General features: G+C 76.1%; 21 protein-coding genes. 9 read left to right on the top strand and 12 right to left on the bottom strand.

Features of this window, described 5'->3' with window-relative positions; all coding sequences use genetic code 11:
- Nucleotides 1-77: 77 nt before the first annotated feature.
- The 4 genes from HL054_RS12195 to HL054_RS12210 are packed head-to-tail and all read right to left on the bottom strand — an operon-like array spanning nucleotide 78 to nucleotide 4,369.
- Nucleotides 78-338: an HPr family phosphocarrier protein gene (locus tag HL054_RS12195; RefSeq protein WP_369139278.1), complete on the bottom strand. Its 261-nt coding sequence runs from the start codon at nucleotides 336-338 to the stop codon at nucleotides 78-80.
- Between the two features lie 32 nt (nucleotides 339-370).
- Nucleotides 371-2,485, bottom strand: coding sequence for a PTS fructose transporter subunit IIABC (locus HL054_RS12200; protein ID WP_369139279.1), 2,115 nt, complete (start codon nucleotides 2,483-2,485; stop codon nucleotides 371-373).
- 19 nt (nucleotides 2,486-2,504) lie between these two features.
- On the bottom strand, nucleotides 2,505-3,605 hold the full coding sequence (locus tag HL054_RS12205) for a 1-phosphofructokinase family hexose kinase (protein ID WP_369139280.1): 1,101 nt from the start codon (nucleotides 3,603-3,605) through the stop codon (nucleotides 2,505-2,507).
- Nucleotides 3,602-4,369, bottom strand: a complete 768-nt coding sequence (locus HL054_RS12210) for a DeoR/GlpR family DNA-binding transcription regulator (protein WP_369139281.1) — start codon at nucleotides 4,367-4,369, stop codon at nucleotides 3,602-3,604. Before HL054_RS12210 ends, HL054_RS12205 begins: the two co-directional genes overlap by 4 nt.
- A gap of 265 nt (nucleotides 4,370-4,634) precedes the next feature.
- Here HL054_RS12210 and HL054_RS12215 point away from each other — a divergent pair, with 265 nt between their 5' ends.
- From HL054_RS12215 to HL054_RS12225, 3 genes are all read left to right on the top strand, one after another.
- Nucleotides 4,635-6,350 carry a phosphoenolpyruvate--protein phosphotransferase gene (locus HL054_RS12215; protein ID WP_369139282.1) on the top strand — a complete coding sequence of 572 codons (1,716 nt, stop codon included), beginning with the start codon at nucleotides 4,635-4,637 and terminating at the stop codon, nucleotides 6,348-6,350.
- A 95-nt stretch (nucleotides 6,351-6,445) separates the two neighbouring features.
- A complete protein-coding gene (locus HL054_RS12220; RefSeq protein ID WP_369139283.1) occupies nucleotides 6,446-6,670 on the top strand; it encodes a hypothetical protein in 225 nt (74 codons plus the stop codon).
- 45 nt (nucleotides 6,671-6,715) lie between these two features.
- Nucleotides 6,716-6,871, top strand: a complete 156-nt coding sequence (locus HL054_RS12225; RefSeq protein ID WP_369139284.1) for a hypothetical protein — start codon at nucleotides 6,716-6,718, stop codon at nucleotides 6,869-6,871.
- 85 nt (nucleotides 6,872-6,956) lie between these two features.
- Here HL054_RS12225 and HL054_RS12230 read toward each other — a convergent pair whose 3' ends face one another.
- Both HL054_RS12230 and HL054_RS12235 read right to left on the bottom strand, forming a co-directional pair.
- Nucleotides 6,957-7,796 carry a tyrosine-protein phosphatase gene (locus HL054_RS12230; protein WP_369139285.1) on the bottom strand — a complete coding sequence of 280 codons (840 nt, stop codon included), beginning with the start codon at nucleotides 7,794-7,796 and terminating at the stop codon, nucleotides 6,957-6,959.
- A gap of 17 nt (nucleotides 7,797-7,813) precedes the next feature.
- Nucleotides 7,814-8,707, bottom strand: a complete 894-nt coding sequence (locus HL054_RS12235; protein ID WP_369139286.1) for a 3-methyladenine DNA glycosylase — start codon at nucleotides 8,705-8,707, stop codon at nucleotides 7,814-7,816.
- Between the two features lie 181 nt (nucleotides 8,708-8,888).
- Here HL054_RS12235 and HL054_RS12240 point away from each other — a divergent pair, with 181 nt between their 5' ends.
- The 4 genes from HL054_RS12240 to HL054_RS12255 are packed head-to-tail and all read left to right on the top strand — an operon-like array spanning nucleotide 8,889 to nucleotide 12,551.
- Nucleotides 8,889-9,839 carry an ABC transporter ATP-binding protein gene (locus HL054_RS12240; protein WP_369139287.1) on the top strand — a complete coding sequence of 317 codons (951 nt, stop codon included), beginning with the start codon at nucleotides 8,889-8,891 and terminating at the stop codon, nucleotides 9,837-9,839.
- A 26-nt stretch (nucleotides 9,840-9,865) separates the two neighbouring features.
- Nucleotides 9,866-10,675 carry an ABC transporter permease gene (locus HL054_RS12245; RefSeq protein ID WP_369139288.1) on the top strand — a complete coding sequence of 270 codons (810 nt, stop codon included), beginning with the start codon at nucleotides 9,866-9,868 and terminating at the stop codon, nucleotides 10,673-10,675.
- The gene (locus tag HL054_RS12250) at nucleotides 10,657-11,949 is read left to right on the top strand and encodes a sensor histidine kinase (RefSeq protein ID WP_369139289.1); all 1,293 of its coding nucleotides are present in this window, start codon (nucleotides 10,657-10,659) and stop codon (nucleotides 11,947-11,949) included. Before HL054_RS12245 ends, HL054_RS12250 begins: the two co-directional genes overlap by 19 nt.
- Nucleotides 11,946-12,551, top strand: coding sequence for a response regulator transcription factor (locus tag HL054_RS12255; RefSeq protein WP_369139290.1), 606 nt, complete (start codon nucleotides 11,946-11,948; stop codon nucleotides 12,549-12,551). Before HL054_RS12250 ends, HL054_RS12255 begins: the two co-directional genes overlap by 4 nt.
- Before the next feature lie 22 nt (nucleotides 12,552-12,573).
- Here the strand turns inward: HL054_RS12255 and HL054_RS12260 are convergent, their stop codons facing one another.
- The 4 genes from HL054_RS12260 to HL054_RS12275 form a co-directional block, all read right to left on the bottom strand.
- Nucleotides 12,574-12,753 (bottom strand): hypothetical protein, encoded by a 180-nt coding sequence (locus HL054_RS12260; RefSeq protein WP_369139291.1) that lies wholly within the window; start codon nucleotides 12,751-12,753, stop codon nucleotides 12,574-12,576.
- Nucleotides 12,754-12,824: 71 nt separating this feature from the next.
- Entirely contained in the window at nucleotides 12,825-13,247 is a 423-nt protein-coding gene (locus HL054_RS12265) for a hypothetical protein (RefSeq protein WP_369139292.1), read from the bottom strand.
- Between the two features lie 52 nt (nucleotides 13,248-13,299).
- Nucleotides 13,300-13,959 carry a TetR/AcrR family transcriptional regulator gene (locus HL054_RS12270; RefSeq protein ID WP_369139293.1) on the bottom strand — a complete coding sequence of 220 codons (660 nt, stop codon included), beginning with the start codon at nucleotides 13,957-13,959 and terminating at the stop codon, nucleotides 13,300-13,302.
- 164 nt (nucleotides 13,960-14,123) lie between these two features.
- The gene (locus HL054_RS12275; protein ID WP_369139294.1) at nucleotides 14,124-14,255 is read right to left on the bottom strand and encodes a hypothetical protein; all 132 of its coding nucleotides are present in this window, start codon (nucleotides 14,253-14,255) and stop codon (nucleotides 14,124-14,126) included.
- A gap of 150 nt (nucleotides 14,256-14,405) precedes the next feature.
- On the opposite strand from HL054_RS12275, the gene HL054_RS12280 reads away from it, so the two are divergent.
- The gene (locus HL054_RS12280; protein WP_369139295.1) at nucleotides 14,406-15,254 is read left to right on the top strand and encodes a metal ABC transporter ATP-binding protein; all 849 of its coding nucleotides are present in this window, start codon (nucleotides 14,406-14,408) and stop codon (nucleotides 15,252-15,254) included.
- On the top strand, nucleotides 15,254-16,144 hold the full coding sequence (locus HL054_RS12285; RefSeq protein ID WP_369139296.1) for a metal ABC transporter permease: 891 nt from the start codon (nucleotides 15,254-15,256) through the stop codon (nucleotides 16,142-16,144). Before HL054_RS12280 ends, HL054_RS12285 begins: the two co-directional genes overlap by 1 nt.
- A gap of 45 nt (nucleotides 16,145-16,189) precedes the next feature.
- Here the strand turns inward: HL054_RS12285 and HL054_RS12290 are convergent, their stop codons facing one another.
- Together HL054_RS12290 and HL054_RS12295 are read right to left on the bottom strand one after the other, a co-directional pair.
- Complete coding sequence (locus HL054_RS12290; RefSeq protein ID WP_369139297.1) at nucleotides 16,190-16,360, bottom strand: hypothetical protein; 171 nt, start codon at nucleotides 16,358-16,360, stop codon at nucleotides 16,190-16,192.
- Nucleotides 16,361-16,396: 36 nt separating this feature from the next.
- Entirely contained in the window at nucleotides 16,397-17,320 is a 924-nt protein-coding gene (locus tag HL054_RS12295; protein WP_369139298.1) for a ribokinase, read from the bottom strand.
- Between the last annotated feature and the right edge of the window lie 21 nt (nucleotides 17,321-17,341).

Raw genomic sequence — 17,341 nt, forward strand, 5'->3', positions numbered from 1 at the left:
CGCCGACGGCGCCCGCCCTCGAGGAGGACGGGCGCCGCGGTGACGTGCTGGTTCGGCCCCCTGCAAGGGGCCCTCTGCTACTCGGCGTCGAGGTCGGTGGCCACCATGTCGGCGATCCGGGCCAGCACGGCCTCGTCGTCGCTGCTCACGGTGACCTCGGTGCCCTGCTTGGCCCCCAGCGTCATGATCATCAGCGGGGACCCCGCGTCGATCGGGTTGCCGCCGGGCGCGGCCAGCGTGACCGGCACCCCGGACTTCGACACCGCTTCGGCGATGAGGGCGGCGGGCCGGGCGTGCAGGCCGACGGCGGAGCCGACGGTCACGGTCTTGGAGGGCATCGATGCCTTCTTTCTGGTCGACGAGCTGGGGGTCAGTGTGCCGGTCCGGCGACTGCCGGGCGTGCGGGGGCGGTGCGGCTGGCCGGGCTGTGCGCGTGCGCGAGGTCCACGGCGTCCTCGGGTGCGACGTCGGCGTCCTTCCGGCCGATGCTCTTGGCGACGGTGACGGCGAGGGCGCCGACCACCATCCCGACCAGGACCGCCACGATGAACAGCACGGCGTTGCTCATCGCGAAGAAGACGAACACCCCGCCGTGCGGCGCCCGCAGCTCGACGCCCGCGGTCGCCACGATCGCACCGGTGGTGGCCCCGCCCAGCATCATCGAGGGGATGACGCGCAGCGGGTCGGCCGCGGCGAACGGGATGGCGCCCTCGGAGATGAACGAGGCGCCCAGCAGCCAGGCCGCCTTGCCCTGGTCGCGCTCGGCCTCGGTGTACAGCCGGGGCCGGATCGCGGTGGACAGCGCCATCGCCAGCGGCGGCACCATGCCCGCGGCCATGACGGTGGCCATGATCACCAGCGACCCGCGGCCGGCGTCGGCGGTGAGGCCGGTGGTGGCGAAGAGGTAGGCAGCCTTGTTCACCGGGCCACCCAGGTCGAAGCACATCATCAGGCCGAGGATGAGGCCGAGCAGGAGCGCGGAGGTGCCGGTCAGCCCGTTGAGGAAGTCGGTCAGGCCGCTGAGCACGTTGGCCAGCGGGCGGCCGAGCACCGCGACCATCAGGCCGCTGGAGATCAGCGTGGCCAGCAGCGGGATGATCACGACGGGCTGCAGCCCGCGGGCGAAGGTGGGCAGCTTCCAGCCGGCGATCCACTTCGCCGCGAACCCGGCGATGATGCCGCCGACCAGGCCGCCGAGGAACCCGGCGCTCAGGGTCACGGAGATGGCGCCGACGACGAAGCCGGGGACGATGCCCGGCCGGTCGGCGATCGCGTAGGCGATGTAGCCCGCCAGCGCCGGCACCAGGAAGGTGAACGCCGCCTGGCCGAGCACGGTGCACAGCGCGCCGAGGTAGCCCCAGAACCCGTCGTTCAGGCCCTCCAGCGACGCGGCGTCCGGCAGGTTGAAGAAGGTGTTGTTGAACGCCCAGTTCTGGGCGAAGGTCAGCCCGTCGGCGCTCGGGTCGGAGTTCACGATCTGGTACCCGCCGAACAGGAACCCCAGCGCGATCAGCAGACCGCCGGCCGCGACGAAGGGGATCATGTAGCTGACGCCGGTCAGCAGCCAGCGGCGGATCTCCGCGCCGGTCGACGGCCGGTCGCCGCTCGCCGCGGCGGTGGCCCCGTCGGCGGCGGTGCCCGGCACCCGGCGGGCGTCGGGGTCGTCGGCGGCGGCGAGCGCCTCGCGGATCATCACCTCGGGCTCGTTCATCGCCCGCTTGGTCCCGGACTGCACCAGCGGCTTGCCGGCGAAGCGCTCGCGGTCCTTGACGCCGACGTCGACGGCGAAGATGACGGCGTCCGCCCGGGCGATGACCGCCGGGTCCAGCGGCGTGGAGCCCGACGACCCCTGGGTCTCCACGTGCAGCTCGACGCCCATCTCCTCCGCCGTGGCGGTGAGCTTGTCCGCGGCCATGTAGGTGTGCGCGATGCCGGTCGGGCAGGCGCTGACGGCGACCAGGCTGCGGCCGGCGTGCGCCGGCGCCGACGGGGCCGGGGTCTGCGGTGCCGGTGCGGCGGCGGCCGGGGTCTCCGCGGGGGAGACGACCTCCTGGACCAGGGCCACGACCTCCTCGGCCGAGCCGGCTGCGCGCAGCGACGCGACGAACTCCGGCCGCACCAGGGCGCGGGCCAGCGCGGTGAGCAGGGTGAGGTGGTCGGCGTCCCCGTGCTCCGGGGCGGCGATGAGGAAGGCCAGGTCGGCGGGGCCGTCCGGCGCCCCGAAGTCGACCTTCGGCTGCAGCCGGGCGAACGCCAGCGACGCCTGCGTCACCGCGGCCGAGCGGCAGTGCGGGATCGCGATGCCGCCGGGCAGGCCGGTGGCGGCCTTGGCCTCGCGGGCCATCGCGTCCTCGTGCAGGGCGTCGGCGCCGGTGGCCCGCCCGGCCCCGGCGACCAGCGCGGCGAGCCGGTGGACGACGGAGCCCTTGTCGGGGCCGAGGTCGGCGTCGAGCGCCACCAACTCGGTCGTGATCAGTGCGGACATGGTGTTCCCCCGGGTCGGGTCAGCGGGCGTCGGCACCGGCGGCCGGGACGGCCTCGGCGGGAGCAGCGTGGGTGGCGGCGTGGGTGGCGGCGTGGGTGGCGGCGTGGGTGGCGGCGTGGGTGGTGGTGTGGGTGGTGGGGCGGCCGGGCAGGCCCGGCGTGACCGGGACCGCCGACGGGTCGGCCTGGGCCGGTGTCGGGACGGCGGAGCCCGGCAGGGCGGCGCTGGCGGACCCGTAGGCGACCGCGCGCTGCAGCCGGCCCGCCGGGCCGAGGCCGGCCAGGGCGGCGAGCACGTAGCCGGCGAGGCTGGAGTCGCCGGCGCCGACGGTGCTGCGGACGGTGGTCCGCGGCGGCCGGGCCGACCACACGCCCTCGGCGGTGGACAGCACGGCGCCGTCCCCGCCCAGGGTCAGCAGCACCTCGGCGACCCCGCGGTCGTGCAGCGAGGCGACGGCCGCGAGCGCGACGTCCGGGTCACCGGTGACCGCGTCCTCCGGCAGGCCGGCCAGCTGGGCCAGCTCCTCGGTGTTCGGCTTGAGCAGGTCGGGGGCGGCGTCCGGGCCGGCGGCGAGCAGCGCCAGCAGCGGGGCCTCGGAGGTGTCCACGGCGATCCGGGCGCCGGTGCTGCGCAGCGAGCGGACCAGCGTGGCGTACCAGTCCGGCGGCGCGCCGGGCGGCAGCGAGCCGGAGAGCACCACCCAGCGGGCACCGACCGCGTGCTCGTGCACGGCGGCCTCCAGCGCGGCCAGCGCCGTCGCGTCCAGCCGGGCGCCGGGCTCGTTGAGCTTGGTCGTCGTCCCGTCGGGCTCGGTGAGGGTGTAGTTGGTGCGCACCGGGGCGGCGATCGGCACGCTGGCCAGCCGCAGCCCGAGCCGGTGCAGCGCCCGGACGACGGGGTCGTCGTCGGCCGCCGGCAGCACCGAGACGACGTCGGCGCCCGCGGCGGCGATCGCCCGGGAGACGTTGACGCCCTTGCCGCCGGGCTCGGTGTGGCTGACGCCGAGCCGGGTCACGCCGCCCCGCTCCAGCGGACCGGGGAGGTCCAGCGTGCGGTCCAGGCTCGGGTTGGCGGTCAGCGTGACCACTCGTCCACCGGCCCCGGTGGAGTGCGTCCTCATGCGACGAGCACCTCGATCCCCTGCGCTTCGAGTTCGGCGACGACGGCCGGGTCGGCCTCGTCGTCGGTCACCAGGACGTCGACGTCCTCGACGGCCGCGAAGCGCACCAGGTGCTCGCGGCCGATCTTGCTGCTGTCGCCGAGCACGACCACCCGCTGGCCGGCGCGGGCCATCGCCCGCTTGACCGCGGCCTCGGCCTCGTCGGGGGTGGAGAAGCCGTGCCCGGCGCTGATCCCGTTGGTGCCCAGGAAGACGACGTCGGCCCGCAGGTCGGTCAGTGCCGCGACGGTGGACTCCCCGACCGCGGACTGGGTGATCCCGCGGACCCGTCCACCGAGCACGTGCAGGGTGATCCCGGCGGCGCCGGCGAGCCGCGCGGCGATCGGCACCGAGTTGGTGGCCGCGACCAGCGCCCGGTCGCCGGGCAGCAGCTCGGCCAGCGCCGCGGTGCTGCTGCCCCCGTCGAGGATGACCGAACCGGAGGCGCCCGGGAGCAGTGCCAGGGCGGCGGCGGCGATCCGGCGCTTGGCGTCGGTCCGGGTGCTGCGCCGCTCCCCGAGCGCGGGCTCGACCACGGTGAGCGTGCCCGCCGGGACGGCGCCGCCGTGCACCCGCCGGAGCATCCCGGCCCGCTCGAGGACGGCGAGGTCGCGTCGGACGGTCTCGGTGGTCACCCCGAAGTGCTCGGCGACCGCGGTGACGGCGACCCGGCCCCGCTGGGTGACCAGGCCGGCGATGGCCTGCTGGCGCTCCTCGGCGTACACGGTCACCTCCTGGGTGGCACGGTGGAGCCGCGCGGAGCGGCCCTACGGCGAGCGATGCCCGATCGTGTGGCTTTCGGGCTGTGTTCATGTTGTTCTACGTGGGATCAGTTGACAAGTCAAGGCCCATTCGTGACTCTGGTCACCGGAACGCACCACCGTCGCTGCGCCGCTCCGCACTCCCCGACCGACCACCGACGAGCCAGCCACGACGCCACCCGTCCGCGGACGGGTCCCCGCCGGGTACGAGCAGACAGTGAGGCCAGCCATGTCCACCACCCCGACCGGAACCGGGCTACCCGCGGAGGGCCTCTCCGGGGCCACCGTGCTGACCGGGACCCCCGTCGTCCCCGGCGTGGCCCTGGGGCCCGTCGTCCGCCCGATCGGCGCGGTCGAGCTGCCGGCCACCCAGGGGCCGTGGATCGCAGAGGACCGGCGGGCGGCCGAGAAGGACCGGTTCACCGCAGCGGCCGATGCCGTCGCCGAGCGGCTCGCCGGCCGGGCCGCCGCGGCCACCGGCGTGAGCGCCGAGGTGCTCGCCACGACCGCGCAGCTGGCCCGGGACCGCGGCCTGCTGTCCACCGTCGAGCAGCGCATCGGGGACGGCGCGTCGGCGGAGGTCGCCACGGTGGGGGCCGCCGAGCAGTTCGTCGAGCTGTTCACCAGCCTGGGCGGGGTGATGGCCGAGCGGGCCACCGACGTCCGCGACGTCCGCGACCGGATCGTCGCCGAGCTCACCGGGCAGGGCGAGCCCGGCGTCCCGGCCCCGGAGACGCCGTCGGTGCTGCTGGCCGACGACCTGGCCCCGGCGGACACCGCCGGGCTGGACCCCACCCGGATCATCGCGCTGGCGACCCGGCTCGGCGGCGCCACGAGCCACACCGCGATCATCGCCCGCCAGCTCGGCCTGCCCTGCGTCGTCGGCGTGGGCGGGCTGTCCGACGTCCCCGAGGGCGCCCTGGTGCTCGTCGACGGCGAGCGGGGCACCGTGACCGTCGACCCGGACCCGGCCGACGCGGAGACCCGGGTCGCCAGCTCGCGGGAGGCCGCCGCCTCGCTGGCCGGCTACCGCGGCCCGGGCGCCACCCGCGACGGCCACGCCGTCCAGGTGCTGGCCAACGTGCAGGACGGCCCGGGCGCGCAGGCGGCGGCGGCCGCCCACGCCGAGGGCGTCGGGCTGCTGCGCACCGAGCTGGCGTTCTTCGGCCGCACCGAGGAGCCCTCGGTCGAGGAGCAGGCGGGCATCTACGCCGCCGTGTTCGAGGCCTTCCCCGGCGGGAAGGTGGTGCTGCGCACGCTGGACGCCGGGTCGGACAAGCCGCTGCCCTTCGCCACCCCGCCGGACGAGGCGAACCCGGCGCTCGGCGTCCGCGGGCTGCGCACCGCCCGCCGCGACCCCGGCCTGCTCACCCACCAGCTGGACGCCGTCGCGCAGGCCGCCCGGGCCACCGGTGCGCACCCCTGGGTGATGGCGCCGATGGTGGCCACCGTGGCCGAGGCCGCCGAGTTCGCCGCGCAGGTGCGGGAGCGCGGGATGGTGCCGGGCGTGATGGTGGAGGTGCCCTCGGTGGCGGTGCTGGCCGACCGCTTCCTCGAGCACCTGGACTTCCTGTCCATCGGCACCAACGACCTGTCCCAGTACACGTTGGCCGCCGACCGGCTCTCCGCCGACCTGGCCGACCTGACCGACCCCTGGCAGCCGGCGCTGCTGGCGCTGGTCGCGGCCACCGCGGCCGCCGGGCAGCGGGCCGGCAAGCCGGTCGGCGTGTGCGGCGAGGCGGCCGCCGACCCGGTGCTGGCCTGCGTGCTGGTCGGCATGGGCATCTCCTCGCTGTCCTGCGCGGCCTCCTCGGTGGCCGGCGTCGGTGCCCGGCTGGCGACGGTCGACCTGGCGACCTGCCAGCGCGCCGCCGAGGTGGCGCTCGCCGCCGCCGACCCGGCGTCCGCCCGCGCCGCCGTCCGCGAGGTCCTCGCCGGCGCCTGAGCCCGCCGTCCCGTCGTCCCGGAGCCCCGCAGGTCACCCGACCCGCGGGGCTCCGCCACGTCCACGGCCGTCCCGACCCGCGGACGAGGGCGAACATGGCCATCTTCGCCCTCGGCGCGACGGCCGACATGGCCATCTTCGCCTCAGGGGTGACGGCGGGTGCCCGGGTGATCGCGGAGAGGAGTGAGGTGGACCACTCGTCGGGTGTCCAAGAGGTGAAGCATCCATGGCCGCCACCCCCTCCGAGTGGTGAATCCGTCGGCAACTTGAGCGACACGCCCTGCGATCCGATGGAATACCTGTCGCTGTGCCTGGTTTAATGCAGGTGTAACAACCCCTCGGGACCACCGGAAGAAGGCAGTGACATGAGCAGCGTGACCTCCAGCTGGCGTCAGCGTCGGCAGGCGTCGCGTACGCGGCGGGCCCTCGCGGCCGCCGTCGCCCGCAGCAGCAGCACCGCCATGCGCGACGACCTGCTGACCCTGGCCAACAGCAGCCAGTTCGGCAACGTCCTGCGTTGACGGACGGCCCCCGCTGAGGGGGCCACCAGGCACCACGACGACCCCGCCCTCCCTGTGTGGAGGCGGGGTCGAGTCGTCCCGCACGCTAGGCGCGCAGCCGGGCGCGGAGGGCGGCCTGCTCGTCGGCGCCGAAGCCGTGGGCCTCGAGCCAGCCGACCGGCCCGCCCCAGCGCTCGTCGAGCAGGTCGAGCACGCGGCGCATCGTCTCCGCCCGGGGCGTGTGCGCCGCGACGTCGCGGCCGGTCATGTCCTCGGCGTAGGTCGGGCTGGCGGCCAGCTTCGCGACCAGGGCGTCGATCACCTCGGCGGTCTGGGCGTAGTCGGCGACGATCGCCGCGGGCTCCACCCCGGCCGCGGCCAGCGCCAGCGCGCAGACGACGCCGGTGCGGTCCTTGCCGGCGGCGCAGTGCACGACCGCCGCACCGGGCCCGCCGTCCGCCAGCGTGCGCAGCGCGCCCAGCACGTTGTCGGTCCCGTCGGTCAGGTAGCCGAGGTAGGAGCGGACGGCGGGGGACTCGCCCTCGTCGCCCGGCGCCACCTGGCGGGGCAGCAGCGACTCCACCCAGCCGGCCGGCAGCTGGGCGCGGACCTCCTCGTCGGACTCCTCGGCGGCGAAGACGTCGGTGCGCATGCCCCGCTCCGGCAGCAGGGTGAAGTGCCGGTGGGTGACCCCGTCGACGTCGCGCAGCGGGCTGCGGCCCTCCAGCAGGACCTCCGCGGTGGTGCGCAGGTCGACCACGTCGGTCAGCCCGACCTCCTCCACCAGCGTGCGGACGTCGTCCGGGCTGAGGGTCTGCAGGTTGTCGCTGCGCAGGACGCGGCCGAACGCCGTCACGCCGCCGTCGGCCGTGGGCAGGCCGCCCAGGTCGCGGGTGTTCGTCGTCCCGTCCAGGTGCAGCCAGCGGTCGGTGCGGGTGGAGGTCACCCCGCGACCGTACGACGTCACCGCTCGCCGAGCAGCTCCCGGCAGACGTCGAGCAGCCGGCCGCGCAGGGCCGCGCCTCGGGCGGCGAAACCGCGCTGCGCGGCCACGTACTCGGCCTTGCCCTCTGGCGTCTCGATCGCCACCGGCGTCCAGCCCAGCCCGCCGAGGTCGTAGGGCGAGGCGCGCATGTCCAGCTCGCGGACGTCGGCGGCGAGGGCGAAGCAGTCGGCCAGCAGCTCGCCGGGCACCGCCGGGCTGAGCTTGTAGGCCCACTTGTAGAGGTCCATCGTGGCGTGCAGGCAGCCCGGTTGCTCCAGCTGCTGCTGGGTGTCCCGGGTCGGGGTCAGGGTGTTGCGCGGGGCGCCGGCGGCGGTGAAGAAGCGATACGCGTCGACGTGGCTGCACTGCACCCGGTGCGACTCGACCACCGCGTCGGTGCCGGCCTGGCCCAGCCGCAGCGGGAGCTGCTCGTGCCGCACCTCGCCGTCGCCGGGGCGGTAGAGCATGGCCCACTCGTGCAGGCCGAAGCAGCCGAACTGGGCCGGGCGGGACGCCGTCGCCGACAGCAGGCCGTGCACCCAGCCGACGGCCACGCTGCGCCTGGTCAGGAACGCCTCGACGTCGACGGTCACCCCGCCGGCCACCTCGGTGTAGAACGGCCAGCCCAGCCGGGTGCGGGCGGCGTCGCCGGCGAGCACCGGCCCGACGCCGGGGTGCCAGCGGCGGAGCCGGCCGGCCGGCTCGGAGTAGTAGGTGAACAGGAAGTCCCACACCGGGTGCCGGACGCCGTCCCGCCGGCGCTGCTGGTGCGGCACCACCCAGGCGTCCACCCGCTGCTGGTGCGCGGCCTCCGCCGCCGTCCAGCTCTCCGCGGCCAGCACCCGCGGCGCGGTGGAGACGGGGGTCGGCACCGGACCAGCGTAGGCGGGGGGCACCCGCGGGCCGTGACACGTGTCATCGCCGACCCGTGCCGACGGCCGCGGAAGTGGTGCAGCGGCGCACCTGTGCCCGGCCGCCGGCAGCGGCACCGTGGGGAGTGCGTCCGACAGGACCGGCCCACCCGGGGCCGGCGGCGCACCGAGGAGGCCCCCCGTGCAGCCCACCGCCCCCACCGCCCTCCCGCCCACGCGGCCGGCACCGGCCGTCGAGGTCCGCGACCTGCGCCGCAGCTACGGGGACTTCGAGGCGGTCCGCGGCATCTCCTTCGAGGTCCAGCCCGGCGAGGTGTTCGCGCTGCTCGGCGTCAACGGCGCCGGCAAGACGTCCGCGCTCGAGGTCCTGGAGGGGCTGGCCCCGGCCGGCGGCGGCAGCGTGCGGCTGCTCGGTGCCGACCCGGTGCGCGAGCGGGCCCGGGTCCGGCCGCACCTGGGCGTGCTGCTGCAGTCCAGCGGCCTGCCCGGCGACCTCACCGTGGCCGAGACGCTGGAGACGTGGGCGGGCACGCTGACCGCACCCCGGCCGGTGGCGGAGGCGCTGGCCCAGGTGCAGCTCGCCGACCGGGCCGACCGCCGGGTGCGCGCCCTGTCCGGCGGCGAGCGCCGCCGGCTGGACCTGGCGCTCGCGCTGCTCGGCCGGCCGAAGGTCGTGGTGCTCGACGAGCCGACCACCGGGTTGGACCCGGAGAGCCGGCGGCAGGTCTGGCAGCTGGTCCGCGACCTGGTCGCCGACGGCGCGGCGGTGGTGCTCACCACCCACCACCTCGAGGAGGCCGAGGAGCTGGCCGACCGGGTCGCCGTGCTGCGGGCCGGGCAGATCGTGCTCGCCGGCACCCAGGCCGAGATCGCCGAGACCCAGCCGGCCACCATCCGCTTCACCCTGGACGACGACGCACCCGAGCCGCCGCGGCCGGCCACGGCGCAGGTCGTGAGCTCCCGGCCGCGCGTCGAGTGGCACACCCGCGCGCTCCAGCCGGTGCTGGCCGAGCTGCTCGCCTGGGCCGCGGAGCACCACGTCGTCCTCCGCGCCCTGGAGGCCCGGGCCGCCTCGCTGGAGCAGGCCTTCCTCGCCGTGGCCGCCGGCACCGAGTCCAGCCCGTCCGCCTGACCCCGCAGACCGAGAGGACACCCCCGATGACCACCACCCTCCCCACCCCGACCACCACCGGCCCGAGCCGCGCCCGCCGGGTCGCCGCGCTGGCCCGCGGCGAGACCCGGTTGCTGCTGCGCAACCGGACCGCCGTCGTCAACTCCGTGCTGCTGCCGCTCCTGCTGGTGGCCGCCGTCCCGGCGCTGGACCTGGGCGGCGAGGTGCCGCTGGGCCCGCAGCTGCTGTCCACCGCCGTCGGCGTGACGCTGGTCTTCCTGACCTACTACAACCTGGTGGCGACCTACGTCGCCCGGCGCGAGGACCTGGTGCTGCAGCGGATGCGCACCGGTGAGCTGACCGGTCCCGAGGTGCTGCTGGGCACGGCCGTCCCGAGCCTGCTGATCTCGCTGGGCCAGGTGGTCCTGGTCGCGGTGGGCGTGGCCGTGCTGGGCGAGTGGAGCGCACCGGTGGAGTACGTGCTGCCGCTGGTCGCCGTCCTGGCCGGCACCGCGGTGATGACCGTGCTGGCGGCCGCCAGCACCCTGTTCACCCGGACGCCGGAGAGCGCGCAGATCACCACGCTGCCGCTGATGGTCGCGACCACGTCGCTGTCCGGCCTGCTCTACCCGATCAGCGGCTTCCCCGACGCGCTGGCCACCGTGGCCCGGCTGCTGCCGGTCACCCCGGTCATCGAGCTGCTGCAGCTGGGCCTGGCCGGCCGCACCTGGGAGGGCGAGGTCGTGGACGCCGGCGGGGCCTGGTCCGCGGCCCCGCTGCCGCTGGCCGTGCTGGCCGGCTGGCTCGTGGTCGGCGGGGTCGCCGCCCGGGGGTTCCGGTGGGCGCCCCGGCGCTGATCCCGGCGCTGATCCCGGCGCTGATCCCGGCGCTGCACGGTCGGTACGGCAGCATGACCGCCGTGCCGACCGTCTCGCGCTGGTGGCAGAGCCGCAGCGCCCCGCAGCGGATCGACCTGTACACGCGGTGGTCCTTCTACACCTACCTGGGTGCCGGCCTGCCGCTGATCGCCCTCGCCGTCACCGGCTCGGACGTCGAGGACGTCCGGGCGGTGGCCGTCCGGTCGTTCCTCGTCGGCTCGGTCGTCACCGCCGTCGCGGCCGTCCTCCTGGCGTCGCGCGGGCTGCAGGCGCACCGGACCGGTCAGCGGATCCCGGTCGCGACGCCGGGGCTCGCGTTCGGCGCGGCCGCGGTCACCGCCGCCCTCGGCGTCTGGGCGTTCAGCGCGGGGGGCGAGCCGGCGCCCGCGACCTCGTGGTCGGTCGGGCTGCCGCTGGGCATGGTGCTCACCGCGGCCACGACGATCTGGAGCAGCCGCCAGCTCGCCGGGCCCTCGTTCCTCGTGGGCGTCCTGGCGGGCGCCGCTGCAGCGGTCGACGGGTCGACGGCGGTCACCGCAGCGGTGGTCGGCACCGTCATCGCCGTCACGGTGTACGCCGTCGTGCTGGCCTTCCGCTTCAGCGTGTGGGTGCTCGACGTGGTGCTGGAGATGGACCGCACGCGCGGCGTGCAGCTGCAGCTCGCGGTGGCCGAGGAGCGGCTGCGGTTCGCCCGCGACCTGCACGACGTGATGGGCCGCAACCTGTCGGCCATCGCGGTGAAGAGCCAGCTGGCCGGTGAGCTGGTGCGCCGCAACCGCCCGGAGGCCGCCGGCGAGGTCGCCGACATCAGCCGCATCGCCGAGGAGTCGCTCCGCGAGGTGCGCGAGGTGGTCCGCGGCTACCGCAGCACCGACCTCACCAGCGAGCTGGCCGGGGCGCGGTCCGTGCTGCGCGCGGCCGGGGTGGCGTGCACCGTGCGCGGGGAGGACGGCGCGTCCGCGCTGACCGAGCAGGTGCAGACGGCGCTCGGCTGGGTGGTGCGCGAGGCGGTGACCAACGTGCTGCGGCACAGCGACGCGGCCGACTGCACGATCGCGCTGGACCGGGCTGGGGGAGAGGTGCGGCTGACCGTGGTCAACGACGGGGTGCCCGAGGGCGCCGCCGGCACGGGCGGGAGCGGGCTGGCCGGGTTGCGCGAGCGGCTGGCCGGCGCGGGCGGGACGCTGCTGGCGGTCCGGGACGGCGACCGGTTCTCCGTCACGGCCACGCTGCCCGCCGGGGGTGCGGCGTGATCCGGGTGCTGCTGGCCGACGACGAGAACCTGGTGCGCTCGGCGTTCGCCGCCCTGCTGGGCCTCGAGGACGACGTCGAGGTGGTGGCCCAGGCCTCCTCCGGTGCCGAGGCGCTGGCGATGGCCCGCGCGCACACCCCTGACGTCGCCGTCCTGGACCTGCAGATGCCCGACCGGGACGGGATCAGCGTCGCCGGCGAGCTGGCCACCGTGCTGCCCGGCTGCGGCCTGGTCATCGTCACCGGCCACGGCCGGCCGGGTCACCTCAAGCGGGCGCTGGAGGCCGGGGTGCGGGGGTTCCTGCCCAAGACGGTGAGCGCCGCGGTGCTCAGCGAGGTGGTGCGCACCGTCCACCGCGGCGGCCGGTACGTCGACCCGGAGCTCGCCGCCGAGGCGATCAGCGCCGGGGACAGCCCGCTGACGCCGCGCGAGGCCGACGTGCTCGAGCTGGCCGCCGGCGGGGCCCCGGTGGAGGAGATCGCCGCGCGGGCGCACCTCTCACCGGGGACGGTCCGCAACTACCTGTCCGCCGCCGCCACCAAGCTCGGCGCGACCAACCGGCACGCGGCCGTGGAGGTCGCCCGCCGGCACGGCTGGATCTAGCCGGTCCCCGGCGGGGACCGGCTCAGACGTTGCCGGGGCGGGTGACCGAGTCGTCGCTCTGGGCCTCGTCGTCGGTGGTCAGCACGGTGTCGGCCTCACCACCGTCGCCGCGGTCGTGCCCGGGCGTGCCGTCGACCAGGTCGCCGTCGGGGTCGGAGGTGGCGGGGGAGTCGTGGTAGCCGCTGCCGGTCGGTTCGCTCATGACCCGTGCATGCCCGACTTCCGCCCCGGTACGCCTCCACGGACGACCGGGCGGGACGGCGACCGGGCCGCTCAGTCCGACAGCGCGGGACCGGCCTCGTGGCGGGGGTGACCGGCGGTGCGCTCGCGCTGCTTCATCCGGGCCTCCAGGACGTGACGGTCGCCGCCGGCGTGCTCGTCCCGGGCGCGCTGGTCGAAGGCGCGGAACGTCGTCCAGTAGTGCGCGTCGTAGTCCTCGACGACCTGGAAGGTCCAGCGGTCGGCGATGACGTTGCGGCCGACGAGGTCGCGTTCGAGGTCGTCGGCGAGCTGGGTGTGCCCGGCGTCGCGGAACTGCTGCACCGCGTCCTGGAGCAGCAGGTCGGCCTTGCCGGTGAGCTGGTGGAAGCCGTACAGCAGGCCACGGGCCTGCTCGACGGTCTCCAGCGCCTCGGACAGCGTGCCGAGGGCGGTGACGGTGTCGTCGTCGAGGTCGGGGCGGGAGCGGTCGGTCACGGGTCGATCCTGCGGGGGGCGGCGCCCGCCCGCAGCCGGAGTCGGGGCGGGGTCAGGCCGAGGCGCGCTCCCGGACGGCGGCAGGGGCGCCGACGATCGCCGCGTCGATGAGCCGCTCGGCGAGCTGGCGGCCGTGCGAGGCGGGGCCGTCGGGGCCCAGCAGCCCGCCGGAGAGGTACATGCCGTCGATGATCAGGTGCACCTGGGCGGCCAGGTCCTCACCGTGGCCGGGGACCAGCTGGTCGGCCAGGCCCTCGAGCCGGGAGTGCAGCTCGAACTTGTAGTCGGCGGCGGCGCTGCGGGCGGGGTGCTGCGGGTCGTCGTACTCGCTGCTGACGTTGGTGAAGGGGCAGCCGCGGAAGCCGGTGCGGGTGACGTCCTTCTCCACCGCGTCCACCACGGACATCAGCGCGGCGCGCGGGTCGTCCTGCAGGCGCGCGAGATCGGCGTCGATGTAGGCGAGCACGGTGGCCGCCTTGCGGGACAGGTAGGCACCGACGAGGTCGTCCTTGCTCTTGAAGAGCCGGTACACCGTCATCTTGCCCAGGCCGGTCTCGCGGACGAGCTCGTCCATCCCGACGCTGCGCGAGCTGCGGGCCGAGAACAGCCGCTCGGCGGTGTCCAGGACGATCTCCTGGCGCTCTGCGCGGGAGCGGCGGGCCGGTGCGGACCCGTCCTCGGTCAGGTGCAGGGAGAGAGCTGCGGCAGTCACGCGGCCGATGGTGCAGCACACCGTGACGGAGGGGTTCGCGGCACGCCGGGTCCGCCGGGGTGCATCGCGACCAGGCCGTTACGCAGGACGAACACCGGGACGGCGGGTGTCGGTGGTGCACCTGGGGCATCCGCCGGCGGCCGCTGCGGGGCTGCCGGGGCAGGTCAGGCGCGGCGGATCCGCCGGGGGTTGGCGAGCATCCGGACCAGCGGGGTCTGCTCCTCACGCGCGCCCGCGCCGTCGGGGCGCTGCGCGCTGTCGTCGTCCAACGGGGGCCGGCGGTCGTCGTCCTGCATGAGGGACAGCTTCCCCCTGCTCAGAGGCCCAGGAACAGCCCCGGACGCATGAACACCCGGTCGGGCGACGAGACGTCGGTCACTCCCGCCGTCGGCCGGGGACGCCGCACGGTCGTCGCCACCGTCCGGGGCGTGAGATCGTCGGGGGCGATGAACAGCCCCGCCTCCGGCCCCGTGCTGACCCTGCGTGCCGCCGGCATGTCCTTCGGCGCGCGGGTGCTGTGGAGCGGTCTGGACCTGGAGCTGCAGCCCGGGGAGTTCCTCGCGGTGCTCGGCCCGAACGGCGCCGGGAAGTCGACGCTGCTCAAGGCGGTGCTGGGGCAGCAGCCGCTGACCAGCGGCCAGCTGCTCATCGGCGGCCGGGGGAGCGGCCGGGGCAGCGACCGGGTCGGTTACGTGCCGCAGCAGAAGTCGCTGGACGCCGCCACCCCGCTGCGCGCCCGCGACCTGGTGGCGCTGGGCATCGACGGGCACCGCTGGGGCCTGCGCCGGCGCACTGCGGCGGAGCGCCGGCGGGTGGCCGACGCGCTGGAGGCCGTGGGCGCCACCGGCTACGCCGACGCCCCGATCGGCCTGCTGTCCGGTGGCGAGCAGCAGCGCGTGCGGATCGCCCAGGCGCTGGCCACCGACCCCGACCTGCTGCTCTGCGACGAGCCGCTGCTCTCGCTGGACCTGCGGCACCAGCGGGCGGTCGCGGCCATGATCGACCGCCGCCGCCGGGACCACGACACGGCGGTCGTCTTCGTCACCCACGAGATCAACCCGGTGCTCGACCTGGTCGACCGGGTGCTCTACATCGCCAACGGCGGCCACCGGATCGGCCCGCCGTCGGAGGTGCTCACCTCCGCCACCCTCAGCGACCTCTACCGGACGCCGGTCGACGTGCTCAACGTCCGCGGCCGGGTGGTCGTCGTCGGCACCCCGGACGAGCCCGGCGGCTGCTCGCACCACGACCTGACCCCCGAGACCGCCCAGCAGCGCACGAGCGGGGCGGCCTGATGGAGGGCCTGTTCGACTTCGAGGACTACGGCGCACTGCTCGGGCTGGTCGAGAACTCGCTGATCGCCGCGGCGCTGCTGGGCGTCGTCGGCGGGCTGGTCGGGGTGTTCGTGCAGGTGCGGGACATGCAGTTCGCGGTGCACGGGATCAGCGAGCTCTCCTTCGCCGGCGCCGCCGCGGCCCTCCTGCTGGGCGGCAGCGTCGCGCTCGGCTCGGTGCTCGGCTCGGTGCTGGCGGCGGCCCTGATCGGCGGGCTCGGCGTGCGCGCGCGGGACCGCAACTCGGTGATCGGCGTGCTGATGCCCTTCGGCCTCGGCCTGGGCGTGCTGTTCCTGTCCCTCTACGACGGCCGGGCGGCGAACAAGTTCGGGCTGCTCACCGGCCAGATCGTTGCCGTCGACACGGTGCGGCTGGGCTGGCTGGTCGGGGTCTCGGTCGTCGTGCTGGTCGGGATGGCCGTGCTCTGGCGGCCGCTGATGTTCATCAGCGTCGACCCGGAGGTCGCCGCTGCCCGCGGGCTGCCGGCCGGCGCGCTGTCGGTGGCCTTCACCCTCCTGCTGGGCCTGGCGGTGTCGCTGGCCGTGCAGGTGGTCGGGGCGCTGCTGGTGCTCTCCCTGCTGGTCACCCCGGCCGCCGCGGCCTTCCGGGTCACCGCCTCGCCGGTGCTCGCCCCGGTGCTGAGCACGGTGTTCGCCGTGGTCTCCGCCGTCGGCGGCATCCTGCTCGCGCTGGGCAGCAGCATCCCGATCAGCCCGTTCGTGACCACGATCAGCTTCGCCATCTACCTGGTCTGCCGGGTGGTCTCGGCCCGCCGGCGGCGCAGCGGCTGGGGCAGCCGGACACCCGACGAGGTGCCGGCGGCCACGCCGGCCGCGGCGTCGATCCCCTGAGCCCCGCCGCCGGGCGGCCCGCGCCGCCCGGCGCACGCAGGACGCTCAGGCGCCGCTGATCCGGTTGTCCGGGTCCACGCCCTCCGCGGCCGCTTCCTCCGAGCCCTCGGCGGGCTCGTCGGTGTGCGGGGTGCGGCCGCTGTCCTCCTGGCCCGGGGCCTCGGCGCCCTCGGCCGGCTCGTCGGTGTGCGGTGTGCTCGATGCGCTCTCGGTCATGGGCGGTCCCTGCCCCCACGGCGGGCCGGGCAACCCTCAGCCGACGGGGTCGGCCGCCGGGGTCCGCGGGAGGAGGGCCTGCACCGCATCGTCGTCGGGCAGCGCGCCGCGGGCCCCGGCACCGGTCGTCGACAGCGCCGCCGCGGTCACCGCGTAGCGCACCGCCGCGGCCAGCGGCTCCCCGCGGTCCAGCGCGCTGCTCAGCGCGCCGCAGAAGCAGTCGCCGGCCCCCGTGGTGTCGACCGGCTCGACCGGTGGCGGCGCCTGCAGCAGCACCGGCCCGTCGGCCGGCACGACCAGCGCGCCGCGCTCGCCCAGGGTCACCACGACCGAGCGGGCCGCCAGCCCCCGGGCCAGCGCGGCCAGCGCGGCCGGCGCCGGGTCGCCGTCCGGCTCGCCGGCCAGCCGGCGCAGCTCGTGCTCGTTGGGCACGAGGACGTCGACCAGGCCGAGCAGCTCGGCCGGCAGCGGCCGGGCCGGCGCCGGGTTCAGCACGACGGTGCCGCGGGTCGCGGCGGCCGCGGCCTGCACGGTCCCCAGCGGGGTCTCCAGCTGCAGCAGCAGCACCCCGGCCCGGTGCACCGAGTCCACGTCGACGTCGTCCGGGGTCAGCTCGGCGTTGGCGCCGGGCACCACCACGATGAGGTTCTCCCCGCCGTCGGCCTCCACCGGGATCGTCGCCGTCCCGGTGGGGACGCCCGCCGTGCGGGGGACGCGGCCGACGTTGACCCGGGCGTCGGCGAGCGCGGCCAGCTGCCGGCCCGCGGCCGGGTCGTCGCCCACCCGGCCGACCATGTGCACGCCGGTGCCCAGCCGGCCGGCGGCGGCGGCCTGGTTGGCGCCCTTGCCGCCGGGCAGCACGGCCACGGCCGAGCCGATCACGGTCTCCCCGCGCCCGGGCAGCCGGTCCACGGTCACCACGACGTCCTCGTTGAGGCTGCCGACGACGGTCACGGACACAGCGGGCTCCCGGGGGTCGGC

This window comes from Modestobacter versicolor, from assembly GCF_041028285.1.
In the GTDB taxonomy this organism is placed as follows: domain Bacteria; phylum Actinomycetota; class Actinomycetes; order Mycobacteriales; family Geodermatophilaceae; genus Modestobacter; species Modestobacter versicolor_A.

Coding starts and splice junctions, on each gene's coding strand:
- HL054_RS12220 (WP_369139283.1), top strand. CDS start 6,446: ATGGCCATCTTCGCCCTCGGCGCGACGGCCGACATGGCCATCTTCGCC.
- HL054_RS12245 (WP_369139288.1), top strand. CDS start 9,866: ATGACCACCACCCTCCCCACCCCGACCACCACCGGCCCGAGCCGCGCC.
- HL054_RS12195 (WP_369139278.1), bottom strand. CDS start 338: ATGCCCTCCAAGACCGTGACCGTCGGCTCCGCCGTCGGCCTGCACGCC.
- HL054_RS12200 (WP_369139279.1), bottom strand. CDS start 2,485: ATGTCCGCACTGATCACGACCGAGTTGGTGGCGCTCGACGCCGACCTC.
- HL054_RS12215 (WP_369139282.1), top strand. CDS start 4,635: ATGTCCACCACCCCGACCGGAACCGGGCTACCCGCGGAGGGCCTCTCC.
- HL054_RS12290 (WP_369139297.1), bottom strand. CDS start 16,360: ATGACCGAGAGCGCATCGAGCACACCGCACACCGACGAGCCGGCCGAG.
- HL054_RS12285 (WP_369139296.1), top strand. CDS start 15,254: ATGGAGGGCCTGTTCGACTTCGAGGACTACGGCGCACTGCTCGGGCTG.
- HL054_RS12225 (WP_369139284.1), top strand. CDS start 6,716: ATGAGCAGCGTGACCTCCAGCTGGCGTCAGCGTCGGCAGGCGTCGCGT.
- HL054_RS12275 (WP_369139294.1), bottom strand. CDS start 14,255: ATGCAGGACGACGACCGCCGGCCCCCGTTGGACGACGACAGCGCGCAG.
- HL054_RS12260 (WP_369139291.1), bottom strand. CDS start 12,753: ATGAGCGAACCGACCGGCAGCGGCTACCACGACTCCCCCGCCACCTCC.
- HL054_RS12280 (WP_369139295.1), top strand. CDS start 14,406: ATGAACAGCCCCGCCTCCGGCCCCGTGCTGACCCTGCGTGCCGCCGGC.
- HL054_RS12205 (WP_369139280.1), bottom strand. CDS start 3,605: ATGAGGACGCACTCCACCGGGGCCGGTGGACGAGTGGTCACGCTGACC.